The organism is Rhodococcus sp. AB351 (assembly GCF_049538275.1).
GTDB lineage: Bacteria > Actinomycetota > Actinomycetes > Mycobacteriales > Mycobacteriaceae > Rhodococcus.
In genome coordinates this window covers 1-18,061 of the sequence record NZ_JBMVFW010000025.1, presented here as the reverse complement: position 1 = coordinate 18,061, position 18,061 = coordinate 1, and the positions used below count along the sequence as shown (strand labels likewise).

The following is an 18,061-nucleotide window of genomic DNA, read 5'->3' as shown; positions in this document are numbered from 1 at the left end:
TCATGCAACTCGAACACACACTGTCCGTTCCCGCCCCGGTCGACGAGGTGTGGACCGCCCTGCTGAATCCGGAGAAGGTCGCGCCGTGCATGCCGGGCGCGACGCTCACCGGGGTCGACGGCGACACGTTCACCGGGACCGTCAAGGTGAAGCTCGGACCGGTGGCGCTCACGTTCAAGGGCACCGGCGTGTACGTCGAGAAGGACGAGAGCGCCCGCCGGGCGGTCATCGAGGCCAATGCGAAGGACACCCGAGGCAACGGCACGGTGGCCGCGACCATCACCGTCACCCTCACCGGCGACGGCGACCGCACCGACGGCATCGTGAGCACCGACATGAAGATCACCGGCAAGCCCGCCCAGTTCGGGCGGGGGATGATCTCGGATGTCGGTGGGAAGATCCTCGAGCAGTTCGCGGACTGCCTGTCGAAGAAGCTCGGACCCGAAGCGGCGGCCTCCTCCACGTCCTCCTCTGTGTCCTCCTCCTCCGCGGCGACCGCTGAGGCAGCCGAGTCGCAGCCCAACGAGTCCGTGCCGGCGAGCCCGCCGCTCACCGCCGCGGGTTCGGGCGACGAGCCGGCCGGTGGAGCATTCGTCGGGCCCGGCGCCGGGGACGACGACTCCGCGCAGCTGCGGCCGAACGAGTCGGTTCCGCCCAGCCCGGTGAGCGCCTCACCGGCGCCGACGATGACCTCGACGCCTCCCACGCCGTCGACGACTCCCTCCCCGGCCGCGCCCCCGCAGCCCGAGGCCGAACCGCTCGATCTCATGCAGTACGCGAAGGGATCGGTCGCGACGCGGGTCGCGCCGGTGGGAGTGGTCGCGATTCTCGTCGTGGTCATCGCGGTGATCCTCCAGCGTCGATCGGGACGCTGACCTCGCCGGATCCACTCGAACGCTGCGGATCGGACCCGTCGAACGGGCCGGTCCGCAGCGTTCGTCGTCGTCAGCCTGCCTGCGCTGCGACGCGGCGACGCCCGACCGGGTCGAGCTGCGCGCGGAGCCAGGCGTGCGCGGGATCCGCATCGCGCTCGGCGTGCCAGACCGCGAATTCACGCAGGGGCGGCAGCTGGAAGGTCGGTTCCAGGATGCGCAGGGACGCCACCTCGGCGAGGTGCCGGGCCATGCGCTCGGGCAGAAAGGTGATCATGCGGGTGTTCTCCAGGGCATACGGGAGAACCGCGAGGTTGCCGCTGGTCGCGCCGACCCGGGCCACCACTCCTGCACGCAGCAGCGCGCGGCCGAGGTTGGTGTCGTCGGAATACTGCGCGTAGGACAGCAGCGGGTAGCGGCCGAGCACTTCACGTGTGAGCTTGGTGCCGGTGTACGGGTGGCCGGACCAGACCGCTCCGACGAATCTGTCGGTCAGCACGACCTGCCTCCGGCAGGTCTCGAACTCCGGGGATTCGAGGACGTATTCCGGCAACACCGCGAGGTCGATCTCGAACCGCCGGAAGGCATCGAGACCGGCGCCGTTGACCGGCAGCAGATCGAAACGGATGTTGGCCGGGGTGCTCCCCCGCACCAGCAGGCGCAGGAGGGTGATCTCCGCATAGTCGCCGGTCATGATCGTGAAGGTGCGCGAATCCGTCGCGGGGTCGAAACCGGGTGCGGCCAGCACCGAACGCTCGAGGGTCCGCAGCACCTCACGGAGCGGTTCGATGATCGCCTGGGCCCGCGCGGTGGGACGCAGTGTGCGGCCGCTCTTCACGAGAAGCGGATCGTCGAATTGCTTGCGCAACCGGGCGAGAGCCGTACTCGTGGCCGGTTGCGACATGTTCAGTCGCCGCGCCGCACGCGTGACATTGCGTTCGGAGAGCAGGACTTCGAGGACGACGAGCAGGTTGAGATCGACCCGTCGCAGATCCATGCGCCCCCCTGACATCGAAACCCGGCGGAACGGGAAATTCCGGCGGCATCGTAGCGCACGACCGTGATGTATACGCAAGGTCGAATACCAGCTATCGGACTTGGACGGCGATCTTGTGAGCGCAGCGAAGTACTACCTACTCTGACCCACGTCCTGACGGCAGCGAACCGTGATTCGCCCTGGCCCGAATTTCGAAGGCGAAATTCTTCACTTGCCGAAGTCCAGTTTCGGCCGGCCGCCGACTCAGGCAGGTAGAGAGGTTCGGGGGCGAAACGTTGTGAGTCTCATGAGGAAATTCCGGCAGCACACGCCGGACAACTGGCGTCTGTGGCGCAGGATGACCGCGGTCGTCGCCGTCCCCATCGTCGCCGCGACCCTGTACGGCTCGCTCCGCGTCTACGACCTCTACCAGGAGAACGACGCCTACAGCGCCGCCGCCGAGAACGTCTCCATCCTGCCGACCCTCGCCGACTACGCCACCAGTGTCACCGGTGCCGCCGCAGCGACGATCCTGTCGATCCCCGTCGACAACGGCGCCCAGGTCGCCCGCGAATCCGCCACGACGCTGCGCGACCACATCGACGCCAAGGATCTCGATCCGCAGATCGCGGCGATGATCAACCGCATGCTCGCCGAGGGCGAGAGCCTGCTCGACAGCGCGTCGTCGGGAACCCTGGCGCCGACCGTGGCCAGCGAGCGCGCCGAAGGACTCGTCAGCCGCGCCCAGGCCGCCTACCGCGCTATCACGACCACCACGGACGACCCCACCGTCCAGCGCGAGAGCGCGACACTTCTCGACCTGTGGGACACCCAGTGGTCCCTGCTCGACCAGGTCCTCGCGTACTCCGCGCTGAGCGCCGGAACCGACGGTGCCCTGTTGATGTGGAACAACGCCCTCGGTGTCGAGTCCGCGCGACTGGCCGTCCTCCGCGACACCTTCGTCGAGAACGAGGCCGCAGACGCCTCGCGGGTGGACGGTCTGATGACCCAACTCGAGAACCGCCGCAGCCTCACGGCCAACCTCGACAACGAAGAGGGCAACGTCGCCGCCCTGCGCGGGTCGATCTTCGAAAGTCTCATGATCTACCAGGAGGAGGTCGCCGGTTCCGCGACCCGAGCCGTGGCCGCCCTCGACGACCTCGCGGCCGGAGCGCGCACCGAAGCCCTCAAGAACGCCATCGGTGTCGCGATCATCCTGCTGCTCGCCCTCACCCTGGCGATCGTGATCGCGATGTCGCTCGTCCGGCCGCTGCGCCGGCTGCGCGACGACACTCTGCGCACCGCCGAACAGGATCTTCCCGCCGCACTCGCGGCGATCAAGGACGGCGCCGAGATAGAATCCGTCACACTCGATCCGGTCCGCGTCCACACCCGCGAGGAGATCGGTGAGGTCGCGCGCGCCGTCGACAGCATGAACGAGGGCGCCCTGCGTCTGGCCGGCGAACAGGCTCAGCTGCGCCGCCAGGTCAACGAGATGCTCGAGACCCTCGCCCGCCGAAACAAGACGCTCGTGGAACAGCAACTGGCGCTGATCGATTCGCTCGAACACGAAGAGCGCGATCCGACACGTCTGCAGAACCTGTTCGCACTCGACCACCTCGCGGCCCGCATGCGGCGCACCGGCGACTCGCTGCTCGTCCTCGCCGGTACCCGCCAGCGTCTCGGCCGCGTCCCCGACACACCGCTCGTCGACGTCCTGCGCGCGTCGGTCTCCCAGGTCGAGAACTACCAGCGCGTGAACATCGGAAATGCGCCGGACGGCAATCTGGTCGGCAGCGCCGTCACCGACGTCGTCCACATGATCGCCGAGCTCCTCGACAACGCACTGCGCGCCTCACCGCCCGAGAGCACCGTGGCGTTCGCGTTCTCCCGGGCCGTCGACGGTGGCCTCCTCCTCGAGATTGCCGACCGTGGAATCGGTATTCCCGCAGACGAACTCGCGGACATCAACATGCGGCTGGGTTCGGACGGCGAAGCCGGATCCGGTGCCGCACGGCGAATGGGTCTGTTCGTGGTCGCGCGCCTCGCCGATCGTCACGGCATCACGGTGCGTCTGCGTCCGACCTTCGACTCGTCCACCAATGCCGGCATCACCGCGAGCATCTACCTGCCGACCAGCCTGCTCAAGGGAACCGGCCGGAACCACGACGATCCGTACCGGATCGATCGGCCGCGCCGCCTGCCCGATCCCCCGTCGGAGTACGGCGAGCAGTTCCACGCCGACCCGGCATCCGGATCGCAGCCGGCGGTCGGAAACCGTCACTCGGCACCCACCCCCGCTCTCGCGACACCCGGGACGAGCCCGGGCATCCGGCGCGGACAGCTGCACGAACGATGGGTTCCCCGCGGCGCAGGACAGTAGGCGGACAGCGGGTGGGTGGTCTGCCATCCTGACGGCATGACCGTTCCCCGCGTCGACGTCCACCAGCACGTCTGGCCGGCACCGCTCGTCGCGGCGTTGCGGGCACGCACACGTGCGCCGCGGCTCGTCGGATGGACGCTGTACCTCGACGGTGAACCCCCGTACGAGGTGCGACCCGAGGATCATTCGATCGCCCGGCGGGCCGAGCTCGCGGCGCAGGACGGCATCGACCTGGTGCTGGTGTCGTTGTCGAGCCCGCTGGGGATCGAATCGCTGCCCGCAGCCGACGCGGCCGGTCTGCTCGACGCCTACCACGAGGGAGTGCTGGCGCTGCCGCGCCCGTTCGGGGCGTGGGCGGCGGCGTCGGTCGACGATCCCGATCCCGCGGCGCTGCGCGAGGTGCTCGGGGCGGGCTGCGTCGGTCTCCAGCTTCCCGCCACCGCGTTGGCGGATGCCGACGGCTACGCGCGGTGCGCCCCGCTCCTCGACGAACTCGACCGCGTCGGTGCTCCCCTGTTCGTGCATCCCGGGCCCGCCGCGGCCGATCCGTCGGCTCCGCCGTGGTGGCCGGCGATGGTGTCGTACGTGGCGCAGATGCACACCGCGTGGTTCGCCTGGCACGAGTACGGGGCCCCTCGCCTCCCCGGACTGCGCGTGGGGTTCGCGATGCTCGCCGGACTCGCGCCGCTGCACGCCGACCGGATGGCTGCGCGCGGCGGACCGGCGACGATCCCGTCGGCCGAAGTGTTCGTCGACACCTCGTCGTACGGTCCCGAGATCGTCGAGGCCGTGGCGGCCGGACTCGGCCCCGACCGCGTCGTGCTCGGCTCGGACCGCCCGTACGCAGCACCGTTGCTGTTCGGCGACGAGCGCGACGAGCCCGTACGGCGACGCAATCCGGCCCGGTTGTTCCGAACGTCACACGAGTGAAAACCTTGACAGCGCCGCATCCGGCCGCTGAAGTGAGCGACATGCATCTTCCGGCGACCCTGCGGCATCGCAGGCTTCATGTGGACTACGTCCGCATCGCCGGTGGTTTCTGTGGTTGTCGCGCCTGTCGTTGATCCCGGCCCGACCCACTTCTTCTGCCCGGACGACCTTACGGCCCCGTCCGGCTTCCGTTTCGAGGAACCACGATGCCTGCTGCTCTTCTGTCCCCCTCCGTGCGCGTCGATCTCGCCGAGATCGTCCGTGACATCGCCGCGGACGTCTCCCGCTGGCGGCCGCTCGTCCGTTTCGACGAGACCGAACGCTGGTACACCCGGCTCGCCGTCGCCGACGACTACGAGGTGTGGTTGCTGAGCTGGCTTCCCGGGCAGCGCACCGGAATCCACGATCACGGTGGGAGTGCCGGCGCGTTCGCCGTCGCGCAGGGACAGGTCCGGGAGGACACCGTCGACCAGCCGTGGTCGGAAGACCTTCCCGGGCAACGCGTGACGATCTCCCGTACCCATCTGGCGGCCGGCGCCACGCGCCGCTTCGACGGCCGGCACGTGCACGAGGTCGTCAACGACGGCCCCGCCCCGGCGGTGACCGTGCACGCCTATGCCCCTGCACTGGACTCGATGAGCCGATACCGGATCGAGAACGGCATCCTCACCGTCGCGACCTCGGAGCGCGCCGGCGACGACTGGTGATCCACTCGTGACAAATCCGGCACAGTGGGTATCCGCCGGGATAGAGTCGAAAACCGACCGTGCCGCATCCGAGGGAGCAATCCGTGAAACGCTTCGCACGCACCACCGCACTTCTCGCCGTGTCCGCATTCGCCCTGGCCGCCTGTTCCGGCGGTGGAGACGAGGATCCCCTCGCCGGGGATACAGCGGACGGAGGCGCGATCGTCGTCGGTTCGGCGAACTTCCCGGAGAACGTCCTGCTCGCGGAAATCTACTCGCAGGCGCTCGAGAGCGCGGGCTCCGAGGTCACCCGCCAGTTCAACATCGGCAGCCGCGAGATCTACTACGACCAGGTCGCCTCGGGCGCCATCACGCTCGTCCCGGAGTACAACGGCGCACTGCTCGCGCGGGTCGACCCCGACAGCACCGCCTCGACCACCGAGGACGTCAATGCGGCCCTGTCCGAAGCCCTTCCGGACGGGCTCGAGATCCTGGCCTCCGCACCCGGTGAGAACAAGGACGCCCTCGTCGTCACCGAGGAGACCGCGCAGCGCTACAACCTGGTGAGCATCGCCGATCTCGCGCCGGTCGCCGGCGAACTCGTCCTCGGCGGACCGCCGGAGTTCGAGACACGCCAGCAGGGTGTCGTGGGTCTGCGTGAGGTGTACGGGGTCGAGTTCCGCGAATTCGTCCCCACCGACACCGGCGGTCCCATCACCATCCGCGCTCTCTCGGACGGCACCGTGCAGGCCGCGAACATCTTCACCACCGATCCGTCGCTGAGCACCGAACCGTTTGTGGCGCTGGAGGACCCGGAGTCGGTCTTCGGAGCCCAGAACGTCACCCCGCTGGTGCATCGCGCCGATCTCGACGACGACGACGTCGCGAAGATCGACGCCGTGTCCGAGAAGCTCACCACCGACACCCTCGTCGTCCTGGTCGGACAGGTGGTCACCGACGGCCGCGACATCGACGTCGTCGCCGAGGAGTGGTTGCAGCAGAACGATCTGAACTGACGGAAGTCGGTGCCGCGTGATCACATTCGACAACGTCGAGAAGCGTTATCCCGACGGGACCGTCGCCGTCGACGGACTCTCGCTGGAGGTCCCGACGGGCACCCTGACGGTGTTCGTCGGGCCGTCGGGCTGCGGGAAGACCACCTCGTTGCGCATGATCAACCGGATGGTCGAACCCTCGGGCGGGCGTGTGCTCGTCGGGGGCCGCGACGTCCGGGACGAGGATCCCCGGATCCTGCGTCGCGGCATCGGATACGTCATCCAGCACGCCGGGCTGTTCCCCCACCGCACGGTGGTCGACAACGTCGCCACCGTGCCCCGGTTGCTCGGCGCGAGCCGTAAGGAGGCCCGTGCGACCGCGATGGACGTGCTCGCCCGGGTCGGACTCGGAAAGGATCTGGCGCAACGCTATCCGGCGCAGCTGTCCGGCGGACAGCAGCAGCGTGTCGGTGTAGCCCGCGCGCTGGCCGCCGATCCCCCGATCCTGTTGATGGACGAGCCGTTCTCCGCGGTCGATCCCGTGGTCCGCAAGGATCTGCAGGACGAACTCCTGCGCCTGCAATCGGTGCTGGCCAAGACGATCGTGCTCGTCACCCACGACATCGACGAGGCGATCAAGCTCGGCGACCGCGTGGCCGTCCTGCGGCCGGGCGGAGTGCTCGCCCAGTACGCGACCCCGGAGGAGCTTCTCACCTCCCCCGCCGACGATTTCGTCGCCGGATTCCTCGGCGTCGATCGCGGTGTGCGACTCATGTCGTTCTTCTCGTCCGCCGACCTGCCGCTGCGCACCGACCCGATCGTCACCCGCGATGCCGCCGAACTCGCCGTCGGCGGTTGGCTGCTCGTCGTCGACGACGACGGACGCCCGACGGGGTGGCGCGACGGCAGTGCCGATGCGGAATTCCTGCCGGCCGGAAGGCCGTTCGTTCCCGGACGGGATCCGCTGCGCGTCGTGCTCGATGCGGCCGTGCTCTCACCCTCGGGCCATGCCGTGGCGGTGGACGACGACGGACGCGCGCTCGGGGTGATCAGCGGCGAAGAGGTGGCGGCGGCGGTCCGCGCGGCGCACAACCACCGGGAGGCCGGCACCCCGCCCCCGCTCGAGATGCGGAAGTCGCGGTGAGCCTGCGGATTCCCGGTTATCTCGGGACGTTCTGGGAACTGCTCGGCGATCATCTCGTCATGGCGCTCGGCGCGTCGCTGCTCGGCCTCGTCCTCGCCCTGCCGTTGGGCCTGGCGTGTGTGCGGTGGCCGCGGGTGTACGCCCCGGTTCTCGCGGTGTGCAGCGTTCTGTACTCGATTCCGTCGCTTGCCTTCTTCGTGCTGCTCATCGCGTTCACCGGGATCAGCCGGACCACGGTGATCCTTCCGCTGGCCGTCTACGCGCTGGCGGGCCTCGTCCCGAACGTCGTCGACGGGTTACGCGCCGTGCCCGACAGTGTCCGCCAGTCGGCGGTGGCGATGGGATTCTCGACACCGCGCCGGTTGCTCACCGTCGACCTGCCGCTGGCGATCCCTGCGGTCATCGCGGGACTGCGGGTCGCGACGGTCGCGAACATCAGCATGGTGAGCGTCGGAGCGCTGATCGGCATGGGTGCGTTCGGGGCGTTGTTCACCGCGTCGGTGCAGCTCGACCGGCTCGATCTGGCGATCATCGGCATCATCGCGACCGTCGTGATGGCACTGGTCGTCGACGCGGTGCTCGTACTCGTCCAGCGTCTCGCCACGCCGTGGATGCGCCGCACCTCGAAGGTGTCCCGATGACGACCCTGCTGAACTATCTGGCCGAGTACTTCGGCGACTCCGCGAACTGGTCGGGTGCGTCCGGGATCCCGACGCGACTGACCCAGCACTTCGGCTACACCCTGCTCGCGTTCGTGATCTCCGTGCTCCTCGCGTTGCCGCTCGGCCTGTGGACGGGTCACACGGGCCGCGGCGGCGTCTTCATGTCCCTCACGGCGAATGCCGCACGCGCCCTCCCCACCTACGGCCTGCTCGTGTTGCTGGTCGTGCTGTACGGGATCGGGCTGGTTCCGGTGATGGTGCCGCTGGTGGCGCTCGCGATCCCACCCATCCTGTTGAACTCCTACGAAGGGATCCGCGGGGTCGACCCGGCACTGACCGACGCCGCCCGCGGGATGGGGATGACCTCGTCCCAGATCCTGCTGCGGGCCCAGCTCCCGGTGGCTCTGCCGCTGATCCTCGTGGGCCTGCGCACCGCCGCCGTGCAGATCGTCGCGACCGCGACCATCGCCGCGGCGGTGAGCTTCGGCGGGGTGGGCAGGCCCATCGTCGACGGTCTCGCGCGCAGCGACTATGCCCTGGTCGTAGGCGGTGCCGCCCTGGCCGGGATCTGCTCGCTGGTGATCCTCGCGCTCTTCGCGGTCCTCGGTCGGGTGCTCGTCTCACCCGGCGTCCGGGCCTCGCGCGACTAGCCCGTACGACCCCTCCGACGCCTCCTTCGGAACCGACGAACGTGTCGGTGGCCCGGAGCACACTGGAGGTAGAGACGAAGTCCTATCGAGGAGGCGCAGGTGCGATGTATGCGCAACGCGAAACCTACTTCGGCTGGACGTCTCGGCGCGTACCCCTGTACGCAGCCGCGCAGCTCACGGCATCCCCGGCCACACCGGCCGCATCCGGTCCGAGCGTCCGTCCCGACGACGAGAGCGTTCCCTCGGGTGTGACGCTCGACCGCATCCTGCCCGAGTCCGTGCTGCACGGCCGTCTGGTCGCGTATCACGACGCGGACGAGGACAGGGACTACGTGGCCGTGGCGGTCGGCGCGGTGGCGGGCGAGAACGATGTACCGGTCCGGGTGGCCGAGGAGGAGACACTCGTGGTGTCCGCGGCCCGCAGCGTGATCAACGGGGTCCTCGTCGGCACGGAGGACGACGACCTCGACGAACTGGAGGTCGCCCGTCAGCTCCGCTTCGGCGGACCTGTCCGCGACCTGCTGGAATACATCGGCGCACGGTCGGTCGTGGTCGACTGGAGCCCCGCTGTGGCGTGATCCGACGGGGCCGTGGCGTGATGTGACCGAGGCCCTGTCATCGCGGATGTGTGACGCGCCGACACACACATCTGCAACGACTCGGCGTTCAGGTGGTACGGTCGTAGGTGTCCCCGTGACCAAAACGTAATAATTCGGGGATTATCGCAGCCCTGGGGTGGGTACCCGAGCGCTCGGGTTCCACTGGGAGGGTGACCGGAAGTGGCGATGCCGGACTGATAGCTACGCCCGTCGGGGGCAGCCCGGCATCGCCACTTTCGACCGGTCTTCCGTGACTCAGTTCTCCGTTACCGGCACAGCAGCGGCCAGGGAGGCCAGAGCTGCCGGAGTCTCGACCGCGAGGAGATGACCCACCTCGGGAAGCGCGACGAAATGCGCACCCATGTCGTCGGCCAGCTTGTTCAACGCGTCGACCTGCACGAGGGGATCCTTGCTTCCCACGACGACCTCGACCGGACGCCCACGCCAACGGCGCAGCACGGCTCGGTCGATGCGGGGCATGTTCGTCAGCGACGTGCAGTACGCGCCGACGCGGCAGGACCACCGCAGGGTCTGCTCGTCGGGCCGGTAGTCGCATCCGGCGAGTGCCCTGAGGTAGCGCTCGGTGTTCTCGAGGTTGGGCTCGTTGCGCCACTGCAGGCCCGGAATGAGGGCACGGTTCCACCGGACGCGCGGGACGAGACCCAGCGGCGCGGCGATCACCAGCTTCTCGATCCGGTCGGGATCCTCCACCGCGGCGGCCACCGATGCCGACCAGCCGAGACCGATCACGGGAACCCGCTCGACGCCGAGTGCATCGAGCACCTCGACCAGCCAGTGGCCGTAGACGCTGTGGATCCGGCTGTCGGGCCGGCTGCCCGCGCTCGCACCGGGAAGACCCGGGACGTCCACGAGCACCACCCGGTGCTGCTCACCGAACTGCTCGGCGAGCAGACGCAGCCCCGCCGCCGGGAGGTCGCCACCCGCGAGCACCACGATCGGCGGTGCGGTGGCAGGGCCCGTGGTGAGCACGTAGGTGTCGCCCAGCGACGTGCGGGCGACGTGCTCCTCGACGGGACGCTCCCAGTAGGTCAGCAATCCTGTGCACGCGTGGTGGATCACGCTGCCGTCTCCGGGGCAGCGGTAGGGCGAACGTGTCAGCAACGCCATCATCCTCCTACCCGGACGATTCCGGGGACGACGAGGGATTCAGGGAACGGCATGAATGGATCTTCTTTCGTGGGGTACGAGCGTCTTTCGCCGACCAACCTCGGGCACACCGCACGACACCGTAGCCCAGTGCTCGGCGTGAACGCCACCCGTGGTTCCGGAAAATTTCACAGCCGTCCCTCACGTCACTTTCGTGCCGAATGCCCTTTCACCCCTGCGCCTCCAAGTCCTCCCACGAGGCGTGGACCTGCGGTCGGAAGCCGTAGCCGGTGTCGGGATCGGGCAGATGCCCTTCGGGGTCGATCACGACGACCTCCACACCGTCCCGATGGAGCCGACCGATCATCTCCAGCAACATCCTTCGACCCACAGGCAGGACCGTACGGACGAGGGAAAGGTCGAAGACCAGGCGTTTCGTCGCCACCGGATCGTCGACCACGGCCGTTACGAGACCCTCGGCACTGGTGAACTGGAGATCGCCCTGCAACTCGAGCAGAGTGAGAGACTCGTCACCTTCACCGATGACATGTCTTCTGCGCAACACCGAGTGTGCGACCATCGGCGCGTCCATCAGATGCAGGCTCATGTCACGGGAGAGACGACCGAAGGCCGCGACCCCCTGGACGCTGGTGCCGTGCTCGTCGAGGCGCGGCGAGTACGCCGCAATACCCAACTGTCCCGGTAGGATTCCTATGATTCCTCCGGACACGCCGCTCTTGGCAGGGATACCGACAGTGGAGAGCCAGTCCCCCGCCGCGTCGTACATCCCGCAGGTCGCCATCACCGACAGCACCTGGCGCACCACGTCGCGCGAGAAGATCTCCTCGCATGTCACGGGTTGCACGCCGCCCGCCGCGAGTGTCGCGGCCATCATCGCGAGGTCCTTGGTCGTCACCGTCACCGAGCACTGCCGGATGTACCCCTCGACGATCTCGTCGGGATCGTCCTCGAAAACCTCGTACCCCCGAAGGAGATTGGCGATGGCGACATTGCGATAGGAGTTCTCGAGTTCCGACGACGCGACCTTCTCGTCGATTGCCAGGTCGCGGCCGGCCAGGGACGACAGCAGGGAGCGGATGTCCTCCACCGAGTCCTCGACCGGCCTGTCGTCGAGCACCAGGGCGTGTGCAGCGAGCGCACCGGCATTGATCATCGGGTTCAGCGGACGGCCCGTGTTGCGTTCGAGCGAGACCTCGTTGAACGCCTCCCCGGACGGTTCGACGTCGATCACGTCGAGTACGGCGTCGAACCCTCTCTGCTGCAGTGCGAGACCGTAGACGAAGGGCTTCGAGATCGACTGGATCGTGAACTCGGTGTCGTCGTCGCCCACCGAGTACATCGCCCCCTCGGCGGTCACGAGGGTGAGGGCGAACCGGTCCGGGTCGGCCCTCGCCAGTTCGGGGATGTAATCGGCGAGTGCGCCCGAACTGTCGGCACATCCTCGGAGCACTTCGGTCAGATAATCCGGCAACGGTGAACGCATGTATTCATCGTGACCGAATCGGACGCTGCCGGGGCGGGGAGTGACGAAGGCGATTGAACCGACAGACCGGCGGGTATGCCATCCCCATGACTGCTCTGTCGTCGGCGCTGTCCGTGCCGTTCCGAGTGGGATCCGCGCTGCGCGGAGCACGCGTGTTCCATCCGCGCGGCGCGACCTTCGAAGGGGTCGCCGAACTCGAGTCGTCCTGGTGGCCGCAGCAGATCCCCCGCCCTACCCCTGTCGTCGCCCGGGTGTCGCGGGGCATCGGCACACCGGACGGGATGCCGGACGTTCTCGGTCTCGCGGTGCGCTTCGCCGCGAAGACCGGCCCGTGGGACATCCTCCTCGCGTCGGCCTATCTGCCCGGCCGGGTGGCGCTGCTACCGGCCCGCTCGTGGTCGAGTGCCCGCTACAGCACACTCATGGCCTATCGGACCGACAGCGATCCCACGCCGCGGTGGATCACCGCCGTTCCGCGCGGACGGCATCCGTCCTCGACGACCTCCGTGCAGGCTCTCGAGGTGCCGCTCGAGTTCTCGCTCCTGGTGGGCTCCGCCCGCGGCCCCCTGGAATCGGCGGGACGCCTGACGCTGAGTCGCCGCCTGTCCGAGAAGGATTCGGAGCAGCCGTCCTTCGATCCGACCGTCCACTGCCCCGGATTCGTCGATCCGTGGCCGGGCTGGCTCGTCGAGACTCGGCGCGACGCCTACCGGGCGAGCCGGGCCGGACGAGGCGCCTCCCTCGCCCGGCCGCAGCACACCGTCAGCTGATCACCGCGTCGATCGTCTTCTTCAGCGCGGACGGCTGCGCCGGCGACCGCGGGGCGTCCTCCTTCATCTCGAGCATACGGGCACCTATGTCCTGCAACTGCTTACGTCCGAGTGCCTCGCGCACCTTGGGGAACCACTCGTCCTCCTCCTCGTCGATGTGATGCTCGACGTTCTCGATCAGGACCGTCGTCTTCGCATCGAAACGCTCTGCGTCGGGCTTCATTCCGGCCAGTTCGACGACGAGCACATCGGCGACGTGGTGCTCCTCGTACGATTCGAGGATGTCGTCCTCGAGATCGGGGAGCAGGGAACGTATCTCGGGGTACATGCACTCGTTCTCGAGATAGGTGTGCACGGTGAGGGCTTCGATGATCCTGTCGACGATCTTGCCCTTCTCCTTCTCCCCCTCGGCCTTCCGGAAGTCGCGGAAGAGTTTCTTGATCTCCTTGTGGTCTTCCTTCAGCAACACGATCGCGTCTGTGGACACGGTTCCTCCTGCGGCGTGAGCACTGCCGCCCCCAGCGGGCGTGGCACAGGAATACCCATCCGCGACACCGTCACACGCGCACGCGATCCGCATTCGCGAGGATGGCCGAGCGCAGGGCCGCCTCCGGACCGCTGAGTACGGAACGACGCGCCATGAGCACGAACTCGATCTCACCCGCATCGGGAAGCAGTCGCTGGGGATCGCGCACCGGGACGAGACCGGGCGGAGGGAGCCGTTCGGCGTGCAGCACCACGCCCAGTCCGGCGAGCGCCGCGGCGCGCAGGCCGTTGAGACTGTCGGTCGTGCACGCGACCCGCACACCGCGCCCGCTGCGCTGGAGGACCTCGAGCGCGATGTCGCGGGTCAGGGCCGGCGACGGATAGGACACCAGCGGTGTCGGCTCGTCCGGATAGAGGACGTAATCGGGGGCGGACAGGAAGACGAGGCGCTCGCGGAAGATCATCTCGCCGTGGCGGCTGCCCGGTCGGCGCTTGCCGAAGACCAGATCGAGTTCGTTGTCGTCGAGTCGGCGCTGCAGATCCTCGCTCAGATCCACGGTGAGTTCGAGATCGATTCGGGGATGACTGCGCCGGAACTCGGCGAGGATCGACGGCAGTTCGTAGAGCACGAGGTCCTCGGAGACCCCGAAGCGCAGCCGGCCACTGAGCGGCGATTCCGAGAAGTGCCTGCGCGCGGCGTCGTGGCGATCGAGGATCTCGCGGGCGAAGGCGACCATGTCGGCGCCGTCGGCCGTGAGCTCGACGTTGTGCGTGTCGCGGACGAACAACCGGCGCCCGATCTCCTTCTCGAGTCGCGCGACGTGCTGACTGACCGTCGACTGACGCAGGCCGAGCCGCTGGGCGGCGGCGGTGAAGCCGCGCTCACGCTCGACGGCGAGGAAGCTCCGTAGGTGCACCGGATCGAACACGACCCCATTTCATCACGAATCGCGATTACAGAAAACGTGGTGACCGTCTTCTGTAATGACGTCCGGCTGCCGTACCGTCGATTCGTGCTCTCCAAGATCCCCGTGCTCGGACGACTCGACCCGTTCCTGCTCGCCATCCTCGCCACCGTCGCCGTCGCTGCTCTGCTGCCCGCCGACGGGGTCGTACTCGACGGCGTGAACTGGGCCGCCAAGATCGCCATCGGGCTGCTGTTCTTCCTGTACGGCGCGCGCCTGTCCACGCAGGAGGCCATCGAGGGTCTCAAGCACTGGCGTCTGCACCTGACGATCCTCGCCACGACCTTCGTCGTCTTCCCGCTGCTCGGCCTGGCCGCGAAGGTGCTCGTGCCGTCGATCCTGAGCGACCCGCTCTATCTCGGCGTCCTCTACCTGTGCCTGCTGCCGTCCACGGTGCAGTCGGCCATCGCGCTCGTCTCGGTGGCGCGCGGCAACATCCCCGGTTCGATCGTCTCGGCCAGCGCGTCGAGCCTCATCGGCATCTTCGCGACGCCGCTGCTCGTCGCGCTGACCATGTCCACGCAGGGCGTCACCTTCAGCGGGTCGGCCGTGCTCGACATCGTGCTGATGCTGCTCGTGCCGTTCGTCGCCGGCCAGCTCCTGCGGCGCTGGGTCGGCGGCTGGGTGAAGGCCCACGGCAAGCCGCTCAAGCTCGTCGACCGCGGATCGATCATGCTGGTCGTGTACGTGGCGTTCAGCCGCGGCATGAACGAGGGCATCTGGTCGATGATCTCGGTCGGCCGCCTGCTCGCCCTCGTCGGTGTGTGTGCGGTACTGCTCGCGATCGTGCTCGCACTCACCTGGTACTCGTCGCGCGGACTCGGCTTCGACTATCAGGATCGTGTCGCGATCCTCTTCTGCGGTTCCACGAAGTCTCTCGCCACCGGTCTGCCCATGGCGATCGTGCTCTTCCCCGGCCAGCCCATCGGCCTGATCGTGCTGCCGCTCATGCTGTTCCACCAGATGCAGCTCCTGGTGTGCGCGGCCCTCGCCGGCCGGTTGGCGAAGAAGGCACCGGAAGCTCTTGCGACCGTGTGACAGAACGACCGTGTGGCAGCAGCGATGCGGCCGTTCCCGGAAACCCGGGGAACGGCCGCATCGTCGGATCGGGACCGGTCGTCACCGTCCGGCAGGGTTGCGCACCAGTTTCTTGTTGGCGAACTCGGCGAAGCCGAAACGGGCGAGTTCGCGGCCGAAACCGGACCGCTTGACCCCGCCGAAGGGCAGATCCGGCGAGCTCTTGCTGGTGCTGTTGATCCAGACCATGCCGGTTTCGAGTTCGTTCGCCACGCGCTCGGCCACGGCCGGATCGGCGATGAACACGCTCGACGCCAGACCGAACGGCGAATCGTTCGCGATCTCGACGGCCTCGTCGACGGATCCGACGCGATGGACGACCGCCACGGGACCGAACAACTCCTCGTAGTACGCGCGCATCCCGGGCGTGACGTCGGTCAGGACGGTCGGCGGATACCAGGCACCGTCACCGGTCGGACGCTCACCTCCGGTCAGCACCCGGGCGCCGCGCGACACCGCGTCCTGCACGAGCTCGTCGAGTTCGTCGACAGCCGAACGCGACGACAGCGGACCGAGTTTCGTCCCGGGATCGGTCGGGTCGCCCGGCTGCCAGGCGTCGATCGCCTCGAGGAACTTCTCCACGAACTCGTCGAAGACCGGTTCCTCCACGAGGAAGCGCTTCGACGCCGTGCACGCCTGACCGCCGTTGGCGAACCGGCCGACCGCGGCGGCGGTGGCCGCCGCATCGATGTCGGCGTCGCGCAGCACGATGAACGGATCCGAACCGCCGAGTTCGAGGACGCACTTCTTCAGGTTGCGTCCCGCGACCTCACCGACCGCGGCTCCGGCCTTCTCGGATCCGGTCAGCGACACGCCCTGCACACGCGGATCGGCGATCGCGTCCGCGACCTGCGCCGACGAGACGAAGGCGTTGGCGTAGACGCCTGCGGGCAGGCCCGCGTCCTCGAAGACCTTCTCGATCGCGAGTGCCGCCTGCGGGCAGTTGCGGGCGTGCTTGAGAATGATCGTGTTGCCCAGAGCGAGGTTCGGTGCCGCGAACCGGGCCACCTGGTAGTAGGGATAGTTCCACGGCATGACGCCGACCAGCGGACCGATCGGTTCCGTGCGGACGACCGCGGTACCCGGGCCCGAGATGTCGAGCGGTTCGTCCGCCATGAACTCCTCGGCGTGGTCGGCGTAGTACCGGTAGATCGACGCGACGAGGGCGACCTCGCCCTCGGCCTGGGCGATGGGCTTGCCCATCTCGAGCGTGAGGATGCGTGCCAGCTCGCCGGCACGCTCCCGGTGGATCTCGGCGACACGTTCCAGGATCGCGCGACGCTTCTCGAGCGGCGTCGCCCGCCACTCGCGGTAGGCCTCGGCGCTGCGCGCGACGAGAGCCTTCAGTTCGTCGTCGGAGATCTCCGGGAACTGCGCGACCTGTTCGCCGGTCGCGGGGTCGATGCTGGTGTACACACCCATGATGTTCTCCCGATGTACGGACGGGGCCGGACGCGACGAACTCGTTGCGCCCGGCCCCGTCCTCGATGAAATGTTCGGTGTCCGCAGGAGACGGACTCCTACTTGCGGTACCAGTCGGCGATCCGCGCGAGTTCGTCGGCGACGAGAGCGGAACGTCCTGCCAGGAACGGGAAGACGTGTTGCTGGCCTTCGCCGATCGAGAGGGTGACGTCCACACCGGCGGCCTCGGCGCGCTCCTTCAACCGCGTGGCGTTGTCGAGGAGCGACTCGACGCTGCCGGCGTTGATGTAGAGGCGGGGGAAGCCCGCGAAATCGGCGTAGAGAGGGTTCGCCAGCGGGGTCGTCGGATCGATCGTGTCGCCGAGGACCCCGGCGATCATGCCCTGGAGCAGTTCCGGCGTGATCAGCGCATCGGTGTCGTTGTTGGTGACGAGGGTTTCGCCCTTGTTCTCCATGTCGAGCCACGGCGAGAAGGCGATGACCGCGCCGGGGCCCTGCTTCCCCTGCTGCAGCAGGGCGAGTGCGATGGCGACGGCGAGGTTGCCGCCGGCCGAGTCACCGATCGTGGTGATGTCCTGCGGCGCGATACCGTCGGCGACCAGCGCGTCGAAGACCGCGACACCGTCCTCGATCTGCGCGGGGTGCTGGAACTCGGGGGCGCGGCGGTAGTCGAGGACGAAGGCCACGACACCGAGGGCCTTGGCCGCGTGCGCTGCGATCTTGCGGTGGCTGGCCGCGGAACCGACCGCGAAGCCGCCGCCGTGCGTGTAGAGCAGCACCTCGGAGGTCTTCGCACCCTGCGGCAGGCACCAGATACCGGGAACGCCGCCGAC

18 protein-coding genes are annotated in these 18,061 nt (G+C 68.3%); 11 read left to right on the top strand and 7 right to left on the bottom strand.

What is annotated here, in order from left to right:
• A partial coding sequence (locus tag ACPCXD_RS22615; RefSeq protein WP_006550772.1) for an SRPBCC family protein occupies positions 1–875 on the top strand: 875 nt, incomplete at its 5' end.
• Positions 876–945: 70 nt separating this feature from the next.
• Here the strand turns inward: ACPCXD_RS22615 and ACPCXD_RS22610 are convergent.
• Positions 946–1,869, bottom strand: coding sequence for a LysR family transcriptional regulator (locus ACPCXD_RS22610; protein WP_145690446.1), 924 nt, complete (start codon positions 1,867–1,869; stop codon positions 946–948).
• A 286-nt stretch (positions 1,870–2,155) separates the two neighbouring features.
• On the opposite strand from ACPCXD_RS22610, the gene ACPCXD_RS22605 reads away from it, so the two are divergent.
• The 8 genes from ACPCXD_RS22605 to ACPCXD_RS22570 all read left to right on the top strand — a co-directional run bounded on the left by ACPCXD_RS22605 (position 2,156) and on the right by ACPCXD_RS22570 (position 9,876).
• Positions 2,156–4,231 (top strand): sensor histidine kinase, encoded by a 2,076-nt coding sequence (locus tag ACPCXD_RS22605; RefSeq protein WP_423661181.1) that lies wholly within the window; start codon positions 2,156–2,158, stop codon positions 4,229–4,231.
• Positions 4,232–4,267: 36 nt separating this feature from the next.
• Complete coding sequence (locus ACPCXD_RS22600) at positions 4,268–5,161, top strand: amidohydrolase family protein (protein WP_088899650.1); 894 nt, start codon at positions 4,268–4,270, stop codon at positions 5,159–5,161.
• A gap of 206 nt (positions 5,162–5,367) precedes the next feature.
• Complete coding sequence (locus ACPCXD_RS22595) at positions 5,368–5,868, top strand: cysteine dioxygenase (protein ID WP_423661180.1); 501 nt, start codon at positions 5,368–5,370, stop codon at positions 5,866–5,868.
• An 83-nt stretch (positions 5,869–5,951) separates the two neighbouring features.
• Positions 5,952–6,863 (top strand): ABC transporter substrate-binding protein, encoded by a 912-nt coding sequence (locus ACPCXD_RS22590; protein WP_423661179.1) that lies wholly within the window; start codon positions 5,952–5,954, stop codon positions 6,861–6,863.
• 16 nt (positions 6,864–6,879) lie between these two features.
• Positions 6,880–7,986, top strand: coding sequence for an ABC transporter ATP-binding protein (locus ACPCXD_RS22585; protein WP_423661178.1), 1,107 nt, complete (start codon positions 6,880–6,882; stop codon positions 7,984–7,986).
• Complete coding sequence (locus ACPCXD_RS22580; protein ID WP_088899646.1) at positions 7,983–8,627, top strand: ABC transporter permease; 645 nt, start codon at positions 7,983–7,985, stop codon at positions 8,625–8,627. The genes ACPCXD_RS22585 and ACPCXD_RS22580 overlap by 4 nt, the downstream gene beginning before the upstream one ends.
• A complete protein-coding gene (locus ACPCXD_RS22575; RefSeq protein ID WP_160877146.1) occupies positions 8,624–9,298 on the top strand; it encodes an ABC transporter permease in 675 nt (224 codons plus the stop codon). Before ACPCXD_RS22580 ends, ACPCXD_RS22575 begins: the two co-directional genes overlap by 4 nt.
• Before the next feature lie 104 nt (positions 9,299–9,402).
• Positions 9,403–9,876 (top strand): hypothetical protein, encoded by a 474-nt coding sequence (locus tag ACPCXD_RS22570; RefSeq protein WP_423661177.1) that lies wholly within the window; start codon positions 9,403–9,405, stop codon positions 9,874–9,876.
• Positions 9,877–10,152: 276 nt separating this feature from the next.
• On the opposite strand, the gene ACPCXD_RS22565 is transcribed toward ACPCXD_RS22570, so the two are convergent.
• Together ACPCXD_RS22565 and ACPCXD_RS22560 are read right to left on the bottom strand one after the other, a co-directional pair.
• Positions 10,153–11,025 (bottom strand): alpha/beta fold hydrolase, encoded by an 873-nt coding sequence (locus ACPCXD_RS22565; RefSeq protein ID WP_088899655.1) that lies wholly within the window; start codon positions 11,023–11,025, stop codon positions 10,153–10,155.
• A 208-nt stretch (positions 11,026–11,233) separates the two neighbouring features.
• The gene (locus ACPCXD_RS22560) at positions 11,234–12,508 is read right to left on the bottom strand and encodes a glutaminase (protein ID WP_423661176.1); all 1,275 of its coding nucleotides are present in this window, start codon (positions 12,506–12,508) and stop codon (positions 11,234–11,236) included.
• Positions 12,509–12,594: 86 nt separating this feature from the next.
• Here ACPCXD_RS22560 and ACPCXD_RS22555 point away from each other — a divergent pair, with 86 nt between their 5' ends.
• On the top strand, positions 12,595–13,278 hold the full coding sequence (locus tag ACPCXD_RS22555) for a phosphodiesterase (RefSeq protein WP_088899642.1): 684 nt from the start codon (positions 12,595–12,597) through the stop codon (positions 13,276–13,278).
• Here ACPCXD_RS22555 and ACPCXD_RS22550 read toward each other — a convergent pair.
• Both ACPCXD_RS22550 and ACPCXD_RS22545 read right to left on the bottom strand, forming a co-directional pair.
• Positions 13,271–13,765, bottom strand: a complete 495-nt coding sequence (locus ACPCXD_RS22550) for a hemerythrin domain-containing protein (RefSeq protein WP_088899641.1) — start codon at positions 13,763–13,765, stop codon at positions 13,271–13,273. The two genes, ACPCXD_RS22555 and ACPCXD_RS22550, sit on opposite strands and share 8 nt — an antisense overlap.
• Before the next feature lie 70 nt (positions 13,766–13,835).
• Positions 13,836–14,693: a LysR family transcriptional regulator gene (locus tag ACPCXD_RS22545; RefSeq protein WP_423661175.1), complete on the bottom strand. Its 858-nt coding sequence runs from the start codon at positions 14,691–14,693 to the stop codon at positions 13,836–13,838.
• Between the two features lie 84 nt (positions 14,694–14,777).
• Between ACPCXD_RS22545 and ACPCXD_RS22540 the strand changes: the two genes are divergently transcribed.
• Entirely contained in the window at positions 14,778–15,767 is a 990-nt protein-coding gene (locus ACPCXD_RS22540; RefSeq protein ID WP_423661174.1) for a bile acid:sodium symporter family protein, read from the top strand.
• A gap of 81 nt (positions 15,768–15,848) precedes the next feature.
• Here ACPCXD_RS22540 and ACPCXD_RS22535 read toward each other — a convergent pair whose 3' ends face one another.
• Both ACPCXD_RS22535 and ACPCXD_RS22530 read right to left on the bottom strand, forming a co-directional pair.
• On the bottom strand, positions 15,849–17,228 hold the full coding sequence (locus tag ACPCXD_RS22535; protein WP_088899639.1) for an NAD-dependent succinate-semialdehyde dehydrogenase: 1,380 nt from the start codon (positions 17,226–17,228) through the stop codon (positions 15,849–15,851).
• A 98-nt stretch (positions 17,229–17,326) separates the two neighbouring features.
• Positions 17,327–18,061, bottom strand: a 735-nt coding sequence (locus ACPCXD_RS22530) for an alpha/beta hydrolase fold domain-containing protein (protein WP_423661173.1), incomplete at its 5' end; no start/stop codon positions are given.

Coding starts and splice junctions, on each gene's coding strand:
- ACPCXD_RS22535 (WP_088899639.1), bottom strand. CDS start 17,228: ATGGGTGTGTACACCAGCATCGACCCCGCGACCGGCGAACAGGTCGCG.
- ACPCXD_RS22565 (WP_088899655.1), bottom strand. CDS start 11,025: ATGGCGTTGCTGACACGTTCGCCCTACCGCTGCCCCGGAGACGGCAGC.
- ACPCXD_RS22570 (WP_423661177.1), top strand. CDS start 9,403: ATGTATGCGCAACGCGAAACCTACTTCGGCTGGACGTCTCGGCGCGTA.
- ACPCXD_RS22600 (WP_088899650.1), top strand. CDS start 4,268: ATGACCGTTCCCCGCGTCGACGTCCACCAGCACGTCTGGCCGGCACCG.
- ACPCXD_RS22595 (WP_423661180.1), top strand. CDS start 5,368: ATGCCTGCTGCTCTTCTGTCCCCCTCCGTGCGCGTCGATCTCGCCGAG.
- ACPCXD_RS22560 (WP_423661176.1), bottom strand. CDS start 12,508: ATGCGTTCACCGTTGCCGGATTATCTGACCGAAGTGCTCCGAGGATGT.
- ACPCXD_RS22610 (WP_145690446.1), bottom strand. CDS start 1,869: ATGGATCTGCGACGGGTCGATCTCAACCTGCTCGTCGTCCTCGAAGTC.
- ACPCXD_RS22555 (WP_088899642.1), top strand. CDS start 12,595: ATGACTGCTCTGTCGTCGGCGCTGTCCGTGCCGTTCCGAGTGGGATCC.
- ACPCXD_RS22605 (WP_423661181.1), top strand. CDS start 2,156: ATGAGGAAATTCCGGCAGCACACGCCGGACAACTGGCGTCTGTGGCGC.
- ACPCXD_RS22575 (WP_160877146.1), top strand. CDS start 8,624: ATGACGACCCTGCTGAACTATCTGGCCGAGTACTTCGGCGACTCCGCG.